At 64.4% G+C, this 16,895-nt stretch carries 13 protein-coding genes; 6 read left to right on the plus strand and 7 right to left on the minus strand.

Annotated features, from left to right (window positions below; genetic code table 11):
- Both RMO81_RS14000 and RMO81_RS14005 read left to right on the plus strand, forming a co-directional pair.
- On the plus strand, positions 1-1,137 hold a 1,137-nt coding region (locus RMO81_RS14000), incomplete at its 5' end, for a phosphoenolpyruvate carboxykinase (ATP) (protein ID WP_310476513.1).
- Positions 1,138-1,407: 270 nt separating this feature from the next.
- On the plus strand, positions 1,408-3,213 hold the full coding sequence (locus RMO81_RS14005) for a DUF2075 domain-containing protein (protein ID WP_310476514.1): 1,806 nt from the start codon (positions 1,408-1,410) through the stop codon (positions 3,211-3,213).
- 2 nt (positions 3,214-3,215) lie between these two features.
- Here the strand turns inward: RMO81_RS14005 and RMO81_RS14010 are convergent, their stop codons facing one another.
- The 6 genes from RMO81_RS14010 to RMO81_RS14035 all read right to left on the minus strand — a co-directional run bounded on the left by RMO81_RS14010 (position 3,216) and on the right by RMO81_RS14035 (position 9,789).
- Positions 3,216-3,953: a phosphoadenylyl-sulfate reductase gene (locus RMO81_RS14010; RefSeq protein ID WP_310476515.1), complete on the minus strand. Its 738-nt coding sequence runs from the start codon at positions 3,951-3,953 to the stop codon at positions 3,216-3,218.
- Entirely contained in the window at positions 3,950-4,444 is a 495-nt protein-coding gene (locus RMO81_RS14015; RefSeq protein ID WP_310476516.1) for a DUF934 domain-containing protein, read from the minus strand. Before RMO81_RS14015 ends, RMO81_RS14010 begins: the two co-directional genes overlap by 4 nt.
- Positions 4,437-6,074, minus strand: a complete 1,638-nt coding sequence (locus RMO81_RS14020) for a nitrite/sulfite reductase (protein ID WP_310476517.1) — start codon at positions 6,072-6,074, stop codon at positions 4,437-4,439. The genes RMO81_RS14015 and RMO81_RS14020 overlap by 8 nt, the downstream gene beginning before the upstream one ends.
- Positions 6,074-6,361 (minus strand): DUF2849 domain-containing protein, encoded by a 288-nt coding sequence (locus tag RMO81_RS14025; protein WP_310476518.1) that lies wholly within the window; start codon positions 6,359-6,361, stop codon positions 6,074-6,076. Before RMO81_RS14025 ends, RMO81_RS14020 begins: the two co-directional genes overlap by 1 nt.
- Positions 6,346-7,116: a uroporphyrinogen-III C-methyltransferase gene (cobA, locus tag RMO81_RS14030; RefSeq protein ID WP_310476519.1), complete on the minus strand. Its 771-nt coding sequence runs from the start codon at positions 7,114-7,116 to the stop codon at positions 6,346-6,348. The genes RMO81_RS14025 and cobA overlap by 16 nt, the downstream gene beginning before the upstream one ends.
- Before the next feature lie 102 nt (positions 7,117-7,218).
- Complete coding sequence (locus tag RMO81_RS14035; protein ID WP_310476520.1) at positions 7,219-9,789, minus strand: ribonuclease E/G; 2,571 nt, start codon at positions 9,787-9,789, stop codon at positions 7,219-7,221.
- Between the two features lie 482 nt (positions 9,790-10,271).
- On the opposite strand from RMO81_RS14035, the gene RMO81_RS14040 reads away from it, so the two are divergent.
- Entirely contained in the window at positions 10,272-12,464 is a 2,193-nt protein-coding gene (locus tag RMO81_RS14040) for a DPP IV N-terminal domain-containing protein (protein ID WP_310476521.1), read from the plus strand.
- Between the two features lie 185 nt (positions 12,465-12,649).
- Here the strand turns inward: RMO81_RS14040 and rpsD are convergent, their stop codons facing one another.
- Positions 12,650-13,261, minus strand: a complete 612-nt coding sequence (gene rpsD, locus RMO81_RS14045) for a 30S ribosomal protein S4 (RefSeq protein WP_310476522.1) — start codon at positions 13,259-13,261, stop codon at positions 12,650-12,652.
- A gap of 246 nt (positions 13,262-13,507) precedes the next feature.
- Between rpsD and rpoZ the strand changes: the two genes are divergently transcribed.
- The 3 genes from rpoZ (at position 13,508) to pyrE (ending at position 16,868) form a co-directional block, all read left to right on the plus strand.
- Positions 13,508-13,849 carry a DNA-directed RNA polymerase subunit omega gene (gene rpoZ / locus RMO81_RS14050; protein WP_310476523.1) on the plus strand — a complete coding sequence of 114 codons (342 nt, stop codon included), beginning with the start codon at positions 13,508-13,510 and terminating at the stop codon, positions 13,847-13,849.
- A 248-nt stretch (positions 13,850-14,097) separates the two neighbouring features.
- Positions 14,098-16,206: a bifunctional (p)ppGpp synthetase/guanosine-3',5'-bis(diphosphate) 3'-pyrophosphohydrolase gene (locus tag RMO81_RS14055; protein WP_310476524.1), complete on the plus strand. Its 2,109-nt coding sequence runs from the start codon at positions 14,098-14,100 to the stop codon at positions 16,204-16,206.
- A gap of 80 nt (positions 16,207-16,286) precedes the next feature.
- Entirely contained in the window at positions 16,287-16,868 is a 582-nt protein-coding gene (gene pyrE / locus RMO81_RS14060) for an orotate phosphoribosyltransferase (protein WP_310476525.1), read from the plus strand.
- Positions 16,869-16,895 lie beyond the last annotated feature (27 nt).

Consider the following 16,895-nt stretch of genomic DNA (forward strand, 5'->3'; position numbering starts at 1 on the left):
ATCGATCTGCCCAGCTTCAAGGCTGATCCGGCCCGCCACGGCTGCCGCAGCGAAACCATCGTGGCGGTGGATTTCGAACACAAGACCATCCTGATCGGCGGCACCGCTTATGCCGGCGAAATGAAAAAGAGCGTTTTCTCCATCCTCAATTACCTGCTGCCCTTGCAGGGCGTCATGCCGATGCACTGCTCGGCCAACATCGGCGCATGTGGCGATACCGCCGTGTTCTTCGGCCTGTCCGGCACCGGCAAGACCACGCTTTCCGCCGATGCCAGCCGCACGCTGATCGGCGATGATGAACATGGCTGGTCGGATACGGCGGTCTTCAATTTTGAAGGCGGCTGCTATGCCAAGATGATCCGGCTTTCCGCCGAGGCCGAGCCGGAGATTTACGCCACCACCCGCCGGTTCGGCACGGTGTTGGAAAATGTCGTGATCGATCCCGTCACCCGGGTGATCGACCTTGATGACAACCGGCTGGCGGAAAACAGCCGCGGTTCCTATCCGATCGATTTCATCCCCAACGCCTCGGCCGACAACATGGGCCCGGTGCCGCGCAACATCATCATGCTGACCGCCGACGCATTCGGCATCCTGCCGCCGATCTCGAAACTGACGCCGGATCAGGCCATGTATCACTTCCTGTCGGGCTATACGGCCCGCGTCGCCGGCACCGAAATCGGCGTGACCGAGCCTGATGCCACCTTCTCCACCTGCTTTGGCGCACCGTTCATGCCGCGCCATCCGTCGGTTTATGGCAATCTTCTGAAGGAGCGCATCGCCAAGGGCGGTGTCGATGTGTGGCTGGTCAACACCGGCTGGACCGGGGGCGGCGCCGGCACCGGCGGCACCGGCACCCGCATGCCGATCAAGGTAACACGCGCCCTGCTCAACGCCGCGCTGGATGGCAGCCTGAAAACTGCCGAGTTCCGCACGGATGACAATTTCGGCTTCGCCGTCCCCGTCTCCGTCCCCGGCGTCGAACCCACCATCCTCAACCCACGCGAAACCTGGACGGACAAGGCCGCCTACGACGCGCAGGCCCAGAAACTGGTCGGCATGTTCATCGCCAACTTCGCCCAGTTCGAAGCCCATGTGGACGCCGGCGTGCGCGAATCGGCCCCCAAGGCGGCGTGAGCTTCCATCCTGAGTGACAAGAGGGCGGCCCCACATGGGCCGCCCTTTTTCGTTGCGGGAATGGGATGAGCCTGGCAGCCTGAGTGAATGAAACGTGCCTGGTTCGATGCTCCCTCGGAAGTTATGGCAAAAACTGGGACTCAATCGACCTTAGGCCATCTTACCGAGGCAACCCAATTTCCGCCTGAACTGGCACAAATCAGTGCCTGGAAGTTCACCATCACCCATCTGCAGCAAATTGCTGCTGCACTCCCTGACGCACATTTCTTCATGGAGTTTGCCATTCCGCGCATGGGTCGCCGCGCCGATGCCGTCATTGTCGCCGGCCCGCTGATCATCGTGCTGGAATATAAAGTCGGCGAACGCACCTTTCCGCGTCACGCCGTCGAACAGGCACATGGCTATGCCCTCGATCTCAAGAACTTCCACGTCACTAGCCACGACAAGGCGATCATCCCGGTCCTGATCGCTACAGGAGCGCTGCCGCAGCAACTCGGCTTTGGCTTCTGGGCGGAAGACCAGGTGCACAGTCCGCTCTGCCTGAGCCCCGACGATGTGCTGCCGAGCATCCGCCGTCTGCTCGCCAGCGGCGACGGGCCCGCGATCGACGCCGCCCCTTGGGCAGAGGGCGCCTATCGCCCCACACCCAGCATCATCGAAGCAGCCGAAGCGCTCTATGCCGGCCACGACGTCGCCGCCATTTCCCGCTCCGAAGCCGGTGCCGAAAATCTGTCGCGCACCGCCAACGCCATTGCGGCAGTGGTGGCGCGGATGCGAACGCAGGGCGGCAAGGCCATCTGCTTCGTCACTGGCGTGCCCGGCGCCGGCAAGACGCTCGCCGGCCTCAACCTCGCCTGCCAGCGCCATCCCGACCACCCGGAAGAGCATGCCGTGTTCCTGTCTGGCAACGGTCCGCTGGTGAAGGTGCTGCAGGAGGCGCTACGCCGCGACGGCAAACGCAAACGCGCCCTGCCCGATCTGCCTGAAGCCCGCATGCTGCAAGCGCGCGAGCCCGATGCCTTCATCCAGAACGTCCACCATTTCCGCGACGAGTATCTGGCGCCGGATCGCGTGCCGACCGAGCATGTGGTGATTTTCGACGAGGCCCAACGCGCCTGGGATCGCGCCATGACCAGCGATTTCATGCGGCGCAAGAAGGGCCAGCCTGGATTTGACCAGTCCGAACCCGGCTTCCTGCTGTCGGTCATGGACCGGCGTCCGGATTGGTGTGTCGTGGTTTGCCTGATTGGCGAAGGGCAGGAAATCAACCGCGGAGAAGCCGGCGTTGCCGAATGGCTGAACGCGCTGCAGGCCGGGCTGCCCCACTGGCAGGTCTTCCTGCCGCCGCACCTGATGGCCGAGGGCGGCACCATCGACGGGGCAATGCGTTGGCACCTAGCGCACCGTGGCGCAGTCGTCGATGCGGGGCTGCACCTCGCCGTGTCGGTGCGCTCGTTTCGCGCCGAAGGCGTGTCGGCGTTCGTCGCGGCGCTGCTGGCCGAAGATGCGGGCGCTGCCAATGCCCTGCTCAGCGGCCTTGATCAGTTTCCAGTTTGCTACACCCGCGATCTGACGGCAGCACGGCAATGGTTGCGCACCCAACGCCGGGCTGGAGAACGGGCCGGCCTGCTTGCCAGTTCCAACGCGCTGCGGCTCAAGCCCGAGGGCCTGCACGTCAAGGCGCCGGTTGATGTCTGCCATTGGTTCCTGAACGGCAACGACGATGTGCGATCCTCCAACGCGCTGGAAGATGCGGCGACCGAATTCGACGTGCAGGGGCTCGAGCTCGATTGGGCGGGGGTGGCGTGGGACCTCAATTATCGCCGCAAAGACGGTGGCTGGCAGGCGCGCCAGTTCAGGGGCACCAACTGGCAGCAGATCAGCGCCACGCAGAGTGGCATCGGACGCGCTGAATATGTGCGCAACGCCTATCGTGTGCTGCTCACGCGCGCCCGGCAGGGGATGGTAATTTACGTGCCGCGGGGCGACTCCGCCGATGCCACGCGACCACCTGGCGAATATGACGCCATTGCCGATTGGCTGACTGACTGCGGGATCACTGCTTTACCGGGATGAACCTAAAACACCGGCTGATTGTGGATGCCGCATTCGGTCTTGTCCCAGTGGCGCCAGCGGCCGGCGCGGGGGTCTTCGCCGGGTTGGACTTGGCTGGTGCAGGGCTGGCAGCCGATGGAGGGGTAGCCGGCGGCTTCGAGGGGGTGGCGGGGGAGTTCGCGGGTGGTGAAATGCGCGTCGAGGGCGGCCTTGTCCCAATCGGCGAGCGGGTTGATCTTCAGGCGGCCCTCATCAAGCTCGAAGCGGGGCAGGCTGGCGCGGCCGGCCTGGAAGCCCTTGCGGCCGGAAATCCACGCATCGAACCCGGCCAGTGCGCGGCGCAGCGGTTCGACCTTGCGCAGATCGCAGCAGCCATCGGGATCATAGGCCCAGCGCAGGGATTTGTCGTCTTGGGCCGCGATTTCATAGGGGTCGGGCCGGTAGACGCGCAGATCGGTGAAGCCAAGTTGTTCGGCCAGGCTGTCGCGATAGGCCAGCGTTTCGCCAAACATCTTCTGGGTGTTGACAAAGATCAGCGGCACGCTGCGATCGGCGGCGGCAACCAGATCGAGCAGCACCGCCGATTCCGCCCCGAACGAGGAAACGACCGCGATGCGGCCCTTGAGTTCGCCGGTCAGCAGTTCGGCCAGCATCTCCGCCGTTGGCCGGCCGGCGAAACGCGCGTTCAGCGCTGCCACCTGATCCGCCGTGAAGGCCGGCGCGGTGTCGATCAGATCGACCTGGCGCGCCGGTTCGATCATGCGCTGGCCGGATGCCGCAACGCCCACACCGGCGCCAACCCGTCGGCGGCCTTCATGTAGGCATGCGGAAAGCGCGCCAGCGTGGCGGCCACGACAGCCGGATCGAGTGGGCGATCGGGCGCGAAACTGTCGAAACCAACGCGGCGCATGAAGCCCAATTGATCGACCAGCACATCGCCAGCGGCGCGAATCTCGCCGGCAAAGCCCGCTTCGCGCAGGATGCGTGCCGAGGAATAGCCGCGGCCATCGCGAAATTTGGGGAAGGCGATTTCCACCAGCTTCAGCCGTTCGAGATGCGGCAGCAGGGCCCGCACATCCTCGCCCGGATCGACACGCACTGCCGCGAAATTGCCGCCTGCGAGGAAATCGGCCAGCGGTGCAATCGGGCTTTCAAACGGCGCATCGGTGCGGAAGCGCAGCCGGGCGGGGGCGTCGTCAAGCGGCGGGGAGGCAGCGCCGGCAACGGCCTGCTGGTCCTGATGATCAACCATAAACGGCTTCCTTGAAGGGGGCGGGGCCAAGACGGCGATAGGTGTCGAGGAAGCGTTCCTGCGGCCCGCTGCGGGCGCCGCGATAGAAGCCGATCAGTTTTTCGACAGCGATCACAATGCCGTCTTCATCGAAACCGGGGCCGAGGATCTTGGCCAGCGTCGTGTCTTCAGCGCCGGAGCCGCCAAGCAGCAACTGATAGGCTTCCTCGCCCTTCTTATCGACGCCGAGGATGCCGATATGGCCGGCATGGTGGTGGCCGCAGCCGTTGATGCAGCCTGAAACCTTGATCTTCAATTCGCCAATGTCGCGCTGGGTTTCGAGATCCTCGAACTTCGCCGCGATCTTTTGGGCGATCGGGATCGAACGGGCGTTGGCCAGCGTGCAATAATCCATGCCCGGGCAGGCGATGATGTCGCTGACCAGATCGAGGTTGGGCGTCGCCAGCCCGACCGCATCAAGGCCCTGCCACAGCGCGTAGAGATCGGCCTTTTTCACGTGTGCCAGCACCAGATTCTGGCTGTGAGTGACGCGGATTTCATCGTGGGCATAGCGTTCGGCCAGATCGGCCACCGCATCCATCTGCGCCGACGAGGCATCGCCGGGAATGCCGCGCTTCGGCTTAAGGCTGATGGTGGCGATGGCATAGCCCGGCGCCTTGTGGGCGTGGACGTTCTGGCCAACCCAGACGGCGAAATCCGGATCGGACAGATCGAGCGTGTCGGGTGCGGCCAGGTCAAAGGCCGGCGGGGCGAATTGCGCGATGATCCGATCATACTCGGCTTGCGGTGCATCGAGCCCGAGCGGCGCCAGTTCGGCCCATTCGGCCTCCACTTGGGCAGTGAATTCCGCGACGCCAAGTTCGTTCACCAGGATCTTGATGCGCGCCTTGTAGATATTGTCGCGCCGGCCATGGCGGTTGTAGACGCGCAATATGGCTTCGGAATAGCTGAGGAACTGCGCGACCGGAATCCAGTCGCGCACCACGGAGCCGATCACCGGCGTGCGCCCCATGCCGCCGCCAACATAAACGCGGAAGCCCAGTTCACCGGCATCATTCCGGCGCAATTGCAGGCCGATATCGTGCAGCTGGATGGCGGCGCGATCAGTGTCGCTGGCGATCACCGCGATCTTGAACTTGCGCGGCAGGAACGAGAATTCGGGATGCAGTGTCGACCATTGGCGCAGCAGCTCGGCATAGGGCCGCGGATCATCGACTTCGTCGGCGGCGGCGCCGGCAAACTGATCGGAACTGATGTTGCGGATGCAGTTGCCGCTGGTCTGGAAGGCATGCATTTCCACCTTCGACAGATCATCGAGCAGATCGGAAAACTGCTCGAGCTTGATCCAGTTGTACTGGATGTTCTGGCGGGTGGTGAAATGGCCGTAATCGCGGTCGTATTTGCGGGCGATATGCGCCAGCATCCGCATCTGCGTGCCCGACAGCGTGCCATACGGAATGGCAACGCGCAGCATATAGGCGTGCAGCTGCAGATAAAGGCCGTTCATCAGCCGCAGCGGCTTGAACTGATCCTCGGTGATTTCATTGCGCAGGCGGCGGCCAACCTGGTCCTTGAACTCAGCGACGCGGGCATCAACGATGGCCTGATCATAGTGGTCGTAGCGATACATCAGATGACATCCGTCGAAAGGCTGCCGCGCGCCAGATCGGCGCGGACACTGGGGCCAGAAGCGCGCACGCGTTCCCGGGTGGTGGTGGGGAGCCAGTTGCCCGGCGTGCCGGTGACGTCGATCAGTACCGGATCGTTGATACGTTCAGCCGCAACAAGGCTGGCCACCAGCGCGTCGCCGTCATCGCCGATGGCGACGGCATCGCGGATCAGCGCACTCCAGTCGCTGCCGGTCCACCACAACACATCGCCGGTTTCAAGGCGGTTTCCAGTCAGGATGCGAGGCATGCGGTTTCCTTGTGCTTGGCGCGCGCGGCCGGCAGGGCGGCAACATCGCCAACGATGATGAGTGCAGGGGACGCGATGGCTTCGCGTTCCACCAGCCCGGCCAGATCGGCGAGCAGCGAAGTGACGAGGCGTTCATTGGCCTGGGTGGCGCGTTCGACAACGGCCACCGGCGTGTCGGGGGCAAGGCCGTCTGCCATCAGCTTCTCGGCAATCGGCGCCGCGCCGGCCAGGCCCATGTAGATGACCAGGGTGCGGCCCTTGCCGGCCAGCCCGGCCCAATTCTGTTCGGCCAGCCCGCGGCATTCGCCAGCAACGAAGCTGACCATGGAGGCATGATCGCGGTGGGTGAGCGGCATCAGCGTGGAGGCGGCGGCGCCATTGGCGGCGGAAATGCCGGGGATCACCTGCACCGGGATGCCAGCGGCCAGCGCCGCATCCACTTCCTCACCGCCGCGGCCAAAGATGAATGGATCGCCGCCCTTCAGCCGCACCACCGTGTGGCCAGCGCGAGCTTCCGCCACCAGCAGATCGCCGATGGCGTCCTGCGCCAGCGTGTGGCGAGCGCGGCGCTTGGCCACGGAAATGCGGCGGGCATGGGCCGGAATCAGCGCCATCACCTCGTCACCCACCAACCCGTCGTGCACCACCACATCGGCGGCGGCCAGCGCGCGGACAGCGCGCAGGGTGAGCAGATCAGCAGCGCCGGGGCCGGCGCCGACCAGCAGGATGCGGGCGGAGTGGGGCTGAAAATCCATGCGCCCCCTTTGCCGCATCAGGCGGCTAGGGGGGAGCAAGGCTTTCTTGGGCGCGGCCTAGGCTTGCTTCATCACGCCCGGCTTCGTCGCGCCCGGCGTTTGTCAGTTGTTGCCGAAGGTGCGCTGCCACCAGCCCTTGCGGGCCGGAGCGGCTGGTTCGGCAGACGCCGACTCTGCGGCCGGAGCAGCATCGCTTGCTGCTTCTGGTTCGGCCACGGCGGCTTCGACCTTCTTGGCGCGGCTGCGCTTGGGCTTGGCGGCGACCGCTTCCGGTTCTGGCGCGGCTGCGACCACCGAATCTGGCACCGGCTCCGGCGCTGCTGCGACCACCGGTTCCGGTGTGGCTTCTGCAACCGGTGCGTCATCAGCCTTCTTGCGGCGGCTGCGCTTGGGCTTGGCGGCTTCGGCGGCCGGTTCAGCAGCGGGTTCTGGCACCGCTTCGACCACGGCTTCGATCACCGGTGCATCATCGGCCTTCTTGCGACGGCTGCGCCTGGGCTTGGCGGGCGCGGCGTTTTCCGCTTCCGGTTCCGGCGCGGCAGGCGCGGCTTCGACGGCGTCATCATCAGCCTCACCAGCCGGACGTTCGGCACCGCCACGACGACCGCGACGACCGCGACGGCGGCGCTTGCGACGGCCGCCATTTTCGCCGCCCTCGGTGTTGTCATTGGCCTCGTTGCCGGCATCCTCGCCGTCATCATCGGCGCCATCCTCCCCAACGTCGGCATCGCCAACGCGATCATCGCGGTTCTGATCACCGCGCTCTTCGCTGCGGTCATCAGCGTGCCCATCGCCCCGGTCGTCGCCGCCAGCTTCGTCGCCGCCAGCTTCGTCGCCGACATCTGTCTTGTCGCGGCTGCGACCGTCACGGCCCCTGCCATCCCGACCCCGGCGGCGGCCACGGCCCCGACGACGGCCATCCTCACCGCGCTCCTCGCGGCTCTCTTCGCTCTCGTCGTCGTCATCGCCGTCGGCGTCCTCGACTTCGTTTTCCTCGACGATCTTCACGATCGCCGGCAGCGAGGTCATTTCGACTTTCTTCGATGGCGGCGGGCCGCCGGCATCAATCTCGAAATTGGGGCCGATCAGCGAATCATCCGGGCGGGTGATGATGGTCACGCCGTACAGTTCTTCCAGCTCGGCCAGTTCGATGCGCTTGCGGTTGAGCAGATAGACCGCCACTTCCTCGCTGGCGCGCAGTGCCAAATCGCTGTGGCGTCCGCGCAGGGCTTCGGCTTCCAGCGCGCGCAGGGCAGCCAGCGCCGCCGACGACACCGAACGCACCATGCCGGTGCCTTCGCACATCGGGCAGACATGGGTGGAGGCTTCGAGGATGCCGGTGCGCAGGCGCTGCCGGCTCATTTCCATCAGGCCAAAGCTGGAGATGCGGCCGATCTGCACCCGGGCGCGATCATTCTTCAGCGCCTCCTTCATGGCCTTTTCAACCTTGCGGATGTTGGAGCCATTTTCCATGTCGATGAAATCGATCACCACCAGACCGGCCATGTCGCGCAGGCGCAACTGGCGGCCGATTTCCTCGGCGGCTTCAAGGTTGGTCTTGGTGGCCGTTTCCTCGATGCCATATTCGCGGGTGGAACGCCCGGAGTTGATGTCGATGGACACCAGCGCTTCGGTCGGATTGATGACCAGATAGCCGCCGGATTTCAGCTGCACCACCGGCTGGTACATGGCTTCGAGCTGATCCTCGACGCCGAAACGCTGATACAACGGTACCGTGCCTTCATATTCCACCACCTTGGCGGCGTGGCTGGGCATCAGCATCGACATGAAGCGATGCGCCGCTTCGAAACCGCCGCGGCCTTCGACCAGCACCTGATCGATCTCGCGGTTATAAACGTCGCGAATGGCGCGCTTGATCAGGCCGCTATCTTCGTGGATCAGCGCCGGGGCCTGGCTGGCCAGGGTCTTTTCGCGGATCTCGTCCCACAGGCGGGTGAGATAATCGAAATCGCGGCGGATATCGACGGCGCTGCGCTTCAGGCCGGCAGTGCGCACGATGGCGCCCATGCCGTTCGGCAGGTGCAGATCGGCCATCACCTGCTTAAGGCGCTTGCGATCGGCCGGGTTGGAAATCTTGCGGGAAATGCCGCCACCGTGGGCGGTGTTGGGCATCAGCACGCAATAACGGCCCGCCAGCGACAGATAGGTGGTGAGCGCCGCGCCCTTGGAGCCGCGTTCTTCCTTCACCACCTGGATCAGCATCACCTGGCGGCGACGGATGACTTCCTGGATCTTGTAACGGCGGCGCAGGGCCATGCGCTTGCGGCGCAGTGCGTCCGACGGCTCGTCGTGATGACCGCCGGTTTCCTGCACTTCATCATCGCCATCGGTTTCGTCACCGTCATGGCCATGGTCTTCGGCAGCCAGTTCGGCTTCCTCGCGCAGCAGGGCGTCGCGGTCTTCCTTGGGGATCTGATAATAATCGGGGTGGATTTCGGAAAAGGCCAGGAACCCATGTCTGTTGCCGCCATATTCCACGAACGCCGCCTGCAACGACGGTTCAACCCGCGTCACCTTGGCCAGATAGATATTGCCCTTGAGTTGCCGCTTGTCGGCGGCTTCGAAATCAAATTCCTCGATGCGCTGGCCGTTGATGACGGCCACCCGGGTTTCTTCCGGGTGGCGGGCGTCGATGAGCATGCGATTTGACATTGATGGTCTCCGTGGCACCGGACCCTGGCTCAGCACCCGACAGGCGGGCAGCTTCTGGGCGGCGCGAATTGAACAGGCCGGCCCCATCGGAATGATGGCGCCGGCAGATGCGGGAAAGTGTGGTGAAATCAGTTGGCGCGGCGGCGTGATCGCTGGCCAGACGGCGCATGAAGCGCTGCCCTTTCGCCAGTTCGATCAATCCGTTCATCCGCTTGGCCTTTGGTCATCAAGGGCGGTCGGCTGCACTTGCAGAGCGCAAGGCTGTAACCGCCATTTCCCCGGCCCATTCGCGAAACACCGGCCAGCAGATGCGGCGGCAGCGCGAACAGTCGCGGGAAAGTGCAACGGAAAAACCGCTACTAAGTTCTTGCTAGCAGGCACTTGGCGCAGGAGCAAGGGTGCGGCATTGAAGCATCATTGTCACATTGGACCAATGCCGGTTTCCGGCAGCGATCACGCTGCACACGAGGGGGAATATGGGGATGAAGATTGCCACTCTGGCCGGCCTGCTGCTCGCCACGGCGCCGGCTTTCGCCCAAACGGCGGCCCAACCGCTCACCTTGGAGCGGGTCTATGCCTCGCCCGCGCTGACGGGGTCGCGGCCGCGTGTGCTGAAACTTTCCCCCGATGGCCGGCTGGCAACGCTGCTGAAAAGCCGGGCCAGCGACAAGGACCGCTTTGATCTGTGGGCGGTGGACACCGCCACAGGCGCCAGCCGCATGCTGGTCGATTCGGAGAAGCTGTCTTCGGGCGCCGCACTATCCGAAGCCGAACGCATGAACCGCGAGCGAAAGCGCATCGCCGGTGTGAAGGGCATCACCGATTATGCCTGGGCGCCCGATGCGAAACGCCTACTGGTGCCGGTGGAAGGTGATCTGTGGGTCGCCGGGCTGGATGGCAGCGTTTCGCGGCTGACGCAAACGCCGGAGACGGAGACTGACGCGCAGCTGAGCCCCAAGGGCGGATTTGCCAGCTTCGTGCGCGACGGCCATTTGTTTGTGCAGGCGCTCAGCGGCGGAGCAGCGCGGGAGGTGGCCGGGGAAAACACGCCAAAGGTCAGCTGGGGCGTCGCCGAATTCATCGCCCAGGAAGAGCTGGACCGATTTGAAGGCCATTGGTGGGCGCCGGGCGACAATCGCATCGCGGTCGCGCGCGTCGATGAAAGCCCGGTGAAACAGGTCACCCGCGCTGCCATCGGCGCCGACGGCACCCGCCTGTTTACCCAGGCCTATCCAGCTGCCGGCACCGCCAATGCCGATGTGTCGTTGTGGCTGGTGAATCCGGATGGATCGGGCAAGACCAAGGTCGATCTTGGCCCCTCGGCCGACATCTATGTCGCCCGCGTCGCCTGGGCCGTGGATGGCCGCACGCTGTATGTGCAGCGCCTGACCCGTGCCCAGAAGCAGTTGGACATTCTCGCCGTCGATCCGGCCACCGGCGCATCGCGTGTGCTGGCCAGCGAAACCGCCAGAAGCTGGATCAACCTGCACGACAGTTTCCGCCCCTTGCAGGACGGCAGCATCCTGTGGGCCAGTGAGCGCGGCGGCTATCGCCACCTCTATCGACTGGCCGGCGGCAGCGCGACACAGCTCACCAGCGGTCGCTGGGTGGTGGACGAACTGACCGGCGTTGATGAAAAGCGCGGCCGGCTGTGGTTTACCGGTTTTGCCGATTCCACGCTGGAAAAGCATGTCTATGCGCTGGATTTCCGCAAGGCCGGCGCCAAACCGATGCGGCTGACCGCTCGCGCCGGCTGGCACGAAGCCGTGATGGATGACGCTGGCCAGCGCCTGATCGTCACCAGCGCCACCCCCAGCCAGCCGGCGCAGATATGGCTGGGCGATGGCCAGGGCAAGCGGCTGGCGTGGGTGGAGGAAAACCGCCTCGACGCGGCCCACCCCTATGCCCCCTATCTGGCAGCCCACGCGGTGCCGCAGTTCGGCACGCTCACCGCCGCCGATGGCCAATCGATGGACTGGCGGCTGTTGAAACCCGCCGGACCCGGCCCCTTCCCGGTGCTGCTGCAGGTTTATGGCGGGCCGCACGCGCACGATGTCAGCGCCAAGTTCACGGCGCCGATCGAACAATATCTGGTGTCGAAGGGCTGGGCCGTGTTCCAGCTCGACAATCGCGGCACCTACAACCGCGGCATGGCGTTTGAAGCACCGATCGACCGCGCCATGGGCGGCGTCGAAGTGCAGGACCAGTTGCAGGCGCTGGCGTGGATCAAGGCCCAGCCATGGTCTGGCAAGGTTGCCGTCAATGGCTGGTCTTATGGTGGTTACATGGTGCTGAAACTGCTGGAAGCCGCGCCGGGCGCGTTTGCTGCCGGGATCGCCGGCGCGCCGGTCACGCGCTGGGAGCTGTATGACACCGCCTATACCGAACGCTATTTGGGCAATCCGGCGGTGGATGCGGGGCCGTATCAGCGCTCCGGCGTGCTGGGCGATGCCGGCAAGATCAAAGATCCGCTGCTGCTGATCCACGGCATGGCCGATGACAATGTGGTGTTTGAAAACTCGACCGCGCTGATGACCGCGCTGCAACGGACCAAGACGCCGTTTGATCTGATGGTCTATCCCGGCGCCACCCACGGCACGCCGGGGCTGGAAGTGCACACGTGGATCACGCGGCTGAAATTCCTCGGGCGCACGGTGGCGCCGACTGGGTATTGAGCGGGCGCGGCCGACGGCAAAGCCGCCGAGTCCGCTAGTTCGCCAAAATAAGGAAACAGGAAGAGCGCGGCGGAGCCACGCCGTCAGACGAATCAAAAAAGGGCGGCTTGAAAGCCGCCCTTTTCGTTCGCTGGCCGATCCGATTCGAGTCGGTGGACAACGCTATGCGTTTTCCACGCGCCGCATTAACGGCTGTAGAATTCCACGACCAAGTTCGGTTCCATCTTCACCGGATACGGCACTTCGTCCAAGGTCGGCACGCGGATGTAGGTGGCCTTGTTGCCATCGACCGACACAAATTCCGGCACATCACGCTCGGACAGGCTCTGGGCTTCCAGGATCAGCGCCATTTCGCGGGCTTTCGGGCCCAGCTCAAGCACGTCGCCCGGCTTCACGCGGGCCGAACCGATGTTGCAGCGCACGCCGTTCAGCCAGATGTGGCCATGGTTGACGATCTGGCGGGCGGCGAACACGGTCGGGGCCCACTTGGCGCGATAGATCACCATATCTAGGCGCTGTTCGAGCAGGCCGATCAGGTTTTGCGAGGTATCGCCCTTCATGCGCACCGCTTCGGCATAAACCTTGCGGAACTGCTTTTCGGTGACGTCGCCGTAATAGCCCTTCAGCTTCTGCTTGGCGCGCAGCTGAATGCCGAAATCGCTGACCTTGCCCTTGCGGCGCTGGCCGTGCTGGCCGGGGCCATATTCACGCTTGTTGACCGGGCTCTTGGGACGACCCCAGATATTCTCGCCCATGCGGCGATCGAGCTTGTACTTGGCGTTTGAACGCTTGGACATATTGCACCTTGCTATCAACGGCCCGCCGGGATTGGCAGGCCTACCCGGTCTCGCCACCATGACCTATTGTCAGGGTGGGCCACCGCTTCACCGGGGTGCGGGGCCAATGCGAAGCGGGTGCGTTAGGGGGGCAGGCCGCCAGAGTCAAGCCGCTCACCCAAGGAGACGGGGCAATTTCCTTGACTTTGCGCCACCGAATCGTCACAGGACCGCCTTTCCCATCCCACCATTTGCCGGAGCCACTTCATGGCACGCGTCACTGTTGAAGATTGCGTTGACAAGGTCCCCAACCGGTTTGACCTGGTGCTGCTGGCCGCTCATCGCGCCCGCAACATCTCGTCGGGTTCGGAACTGACCATCGACCGGGACCGCGACAAGAACCCGGTTGTGGCGCTGCGCGAGATCGCTGAAGAAACGGTTCATCCGGCCGAACTGAAGGAAACCATGGTTCAGGGCATGCAACGCGTGCAGGCCGAAGATGATGACACGCCCGATGTGATCGGTTCGCTGTCGGCGTCGGCGGAAGCGTTGCGGATCACGGCTGCGCAGCCGCCGCGGAACCAGAACATGGGTGGGGATTACGAATAAGCCGGCACAAAATAGCGTAGCTATTTTGAGACTCGGCGAATTCCGGCCAGCGACAAAAAAGGGCGGCTCTCCAGCCGCCCTTTTTCGTGTCGTCTGACGGCGTGGCTCCGCCACGCTCTTTCTCTTCGCTTCCTTCCTTCACACCCCCCAGCGGACTCGGCGGCTCCGCCGCCGGCCGCGCCCACAAGCGCCAGATCCTGCCATTCAGCACTCGACTAAACCCCCAATCCCCCCCAAGATAGTCGGCTATGCTGCGCCAGTATGAATTGGTGGAACGGGTCAAGGCCTATGATCCAGACGCGGATGAGGACCTCCTCAACCGTGCCTACGTGTTTTCAGTGAAGGCCCATGGCAGCCAGCTGCGCGCCAGTGGTGACCCGTATTTCAGCCACCCGGTCGAGGTTGCCGGCATCCTCACCGACCTGAAGCTGGACGACAAGACCATCGCGACGGCCATCCTGCACGACACCATCGAGGACACGGTGGCAACGCAGGAACAGATCGAGCGGCTGTTCGGGGCTGATGTGGCCCGGCTGGTCGACGGCGTCACCAAATTGTCGAAGATCGAAACCCAGACGGAAAGCGAGCGCCAGGCCGAAAATCTGCGCAAGTTCCTGCTGGCGATGTCCACCGATATTCGCGTGCTGCTGGTCAAGCTGGCCGACCGGCTGCACAACATGCGCACGCTGCACCACATCGGCAAGGAAGAGAAACGCCGCCGCATCGCCCGTGAAACGATGGACATCTATGCCCCGCTGGCAGAGCGCATCGGCATGTATGGCTTCATGGAGGAGATGCAGGAGCTGGCCTTCAGCCATCTGGAACCGGAAGCCAGCCAGATGATCAGCCAGCGCATGGCGCGGCTGCGCGATACCACGGGCGCCAATGTCCACCGCGTCACCAGCGCGCTGGTCAACCTGCTGCAATCCAAGGGCATCGCTGCCTCCGTTACGGGCCGCGAAAAGCGCCCCTATTCCATCTGGCGCAAGATGGCGGCGCGGCAGATGAGCTTTGAACAGCTTTCAGACGTGATGGCGTTCCGGGTGATCCTGGATGACGAGAGCGACTGTTATCGGGCGCTGGGCATTGTGCATGGCCGCTGGCCGATGGTGCCTGGCCGGTTCAAGGATTTCATCTCCACGCCCAAGTCCAATGGCTATCGGTCGTTGCACAGCTCGGTACTGCTGGGCGGCGAGGCGGCGCGCATCGAAGTGCAGATCCGCACCAAGCTGATGCACGAGGAAGCCGAATTTGGGGTGGCCGCGCACTGGGCCTATAAATTGGGCAATGATGGTGCCCCGGCGCGCGAGGCCTATCCGTGGATCGACGACCTGCTGGATGTGCTGCAGGATGCCGCCAGCCCTGAGGAACTGTTGGAAAACGCCCGGCTGGCGATGTTCCAGGATCAGGTGTTCGTGTTCACGCCCAAGGGTGAACTTTACCAATTGCCGGGCGGTTCCACCCCGGTGGATTTTGCCTATGCCGTGCACAGCAACCTGGGCGACAGCTGCGTGGGTGCCAAGGTCAACGGGCGCGCCGTGCCGCTGCGCACCCGGCTGGTGAACGGCGATCAGGTCGAGATACTGAAGGGCAAGGTGAAATCGCCCGATCCGGCATGGGAGGCGTTTGTAGCCAGCGCCAAGGCCCGCGCCGCCATCCGCCGCCATGTGCGCCACAAGCGCCGCGAGGAATTGCTGGCGATGGGGGCCAAGCTGCTCGACGCGGTGGCGGGCCGGCTGAAACTGACCCTGAACGACGAGATCATGGGGCCTGCATTGGGCCGACTGAAGCTGCATGATCGCGCTGCGCTGCACCTGGCGATGGCGGAAAACCGGCTTTCCGACGATCAGGTTGCCGAAGCGCTGGCGCCCGGTGCCGCGTCGCGCCCCAGCCGGCCTCGCAATGCCAAATCCAAGACAGCGGTGAGCATTTCCATCGAGGGGCTGACACCGGGCGTCGGTTTTCTGTTGTGCGACCATTGCCGGCCAGTGCCCGGCGATCGCATCGTGGGCGTGCGCGAACCCGACGGGCCGATTTCGGTGCATGTGATCGATTGCAACCATCTGGCCGATGAAAGCGGCGAGTGGCTGGAAGTGAAATGGGGCGCCGAAACCGCGGGCGCTGCGGCCCGCATCGCAGTGGTGGTGCACAACCAGCCCGGCGCGCTGGCCAGCCTGGCGGCCAGTATCGCGGCCCACAATGCCAATATCGTCGGCTTGGCGCTAAAGCATCGTGACCGCGAATTCCACACCGATATCGTTGATATCGAAGTGGAAAGCGTTGGCCATCTCGCCACCATCCTGGCAGCCCTGCGCCAGGTGCAGGCGGTCGTTTCGGCCGACAGGGTGCGGTTGTAAGGCCGCTTGCGCTGCCCGGCGGCCACTGCCAAGGCGTGCAAGGCATGCAAGGCAGGGCAGGGCCGACTGGAGATGCGAAGATGACCGACGACGACGTATTGGCTGAATTCCGCGCTGCCGAAGCTCTGCTGGAAGGCCATTTCATCCTGTCATCGGGCCTGCGTTCCCCGCGTTATCTGCAATGCGCCCGCGTGCTGATGAGCCCGGCCCGCGCCGAACGATTGGCGCAGGCGCTCGCGGCAAAGATCCCCGCCGAGGTGAAGGCCCGCATCACCGCCGTGATCGCGCCGGCGATGGGCGGCCTGATCTGCGGATACGAACTGGCGCGCGCGCTGGGTGTTGATTCGATGTTCGTCGAACGGCCGACCGGCAGCTTTGAACTGCGCCGCGGGTTCCGGCTGGAACCGGGGCAGCAGGTGCTGCTGATGGAAGATGTGGTTACCACCGGGCTGTCCAGCCGCGAAGCCATTGCTGCCATCAATGCGGCCGGCGGCGCGGTGATCCATGCTGCCGCGCTGGTGGACCGATCGAACGGCAAGGCCGATCTGGGCGTGCCGTTCACGCCGCTGATCCGGCTCGACGTGCCGAGCTATCAGCCCGACGCGCTGCCGCCCGCGCTTGAGGCACTGCCGGCGATCAAGCCCGGCAGCCGCGCGGCATGATCTCAATTGGGCTTTCCTTGGACACCC

It is taken from the genome of Sandarakinorhabdus sp., from assembly GCF_031422795.1.
In the GTDB taxonomy this organism is placed as follows: domain Bacteria; phylum Pseudomonadota; class Alphaproteobacteria; order Sphingomonadales; family Sphingomonadaceae; genus Sandarakinorhabdus.

Bases quoted from the DNA above. Each gene is read 5' to 3' on its own strand.
- RMO81_RS14005 (WP_310476514.1), top strand. From the start codon at position 1,408: ATGGAGTTTGCCATTCCGCGCATGGGTCGCCGCGCCGATGCCGTCATT.
- RMO81_RS14010 (WP_310476515.1), bottom strand. From the start codon at position 3,953: ATGATCGAACCGGCGCGCCAGGTCGATCTGATCGACACCGCGCCGGCC.
- RMO81_RS14015 (WP_310476516.1), bottom strand. From the start codon at position 4,444: ATGGTTGATCATCAGGACCAGCAGGCCGTTGCCGGCGCTGCCTCCCCG.
- RMO81_RS14020 (WP_310476517.1), bottom strand. From the start codon at position 6,074: ATGTATCGCTACGACCACTATGATCAGGCCATCGTTGATGCCCGCGTC.
- RMO81_RS14025 (WP_310476518.1), bottom strand. From the start codon at position 6,361: ATGCCTCGCATCCTGACTGGAAACCGCCTTGAAACCGGCGATGTGTTG.
- cobA (WP_310476519.1), bottom strand. From the start codon at position 7,116: ATGGATTTTCAGCCCCACTCCGCCCGCATCCTGCTGGTCGGCGCCGGC.
- RMO81_RS14035 (WP_310476520.1), bottom strand. From the start codon at position 9,789: ATGTCAAATCGCATGCTCATCGACGCCCGCCACCCGGAAGAAACCCGG.
- RMO81_RS14040 (WP_310476521.1), top strand. From the start codon at position 10,272: ATGAAGATTGCCACTCTGGCCGGCCTGCTGCTCGCCACGGCGCCGGCT.
- rpsD (WP_310476522.1), bottom strand. From the start codon at position 13,261: ATGTCCAAGCGTTCAAACGCCAAGTACAAGCTCGATCGCCGCATGGGC.
- rpoZ (WP_310476523.1), top strand. From the start codon at position 13,508: ATGGCACGCGTCACTGTTGAAGATTGCGTTGACAAGGTCCCCAACCGG.
- RMO81_RS14055 (WP_310476524.1), top strand. From the start codon at position 14,098: ATGCTGCGCCAGTATGAATTGGTGGAACGGGTCAAGGCCTATGATCCA.
- pyrE (WP_310476525.1), top strand. From the start codon at position 16,287: ATGACCGACGACGACGTATTGGCTGAATTCCGCGCTGCCGAAGCTCTG.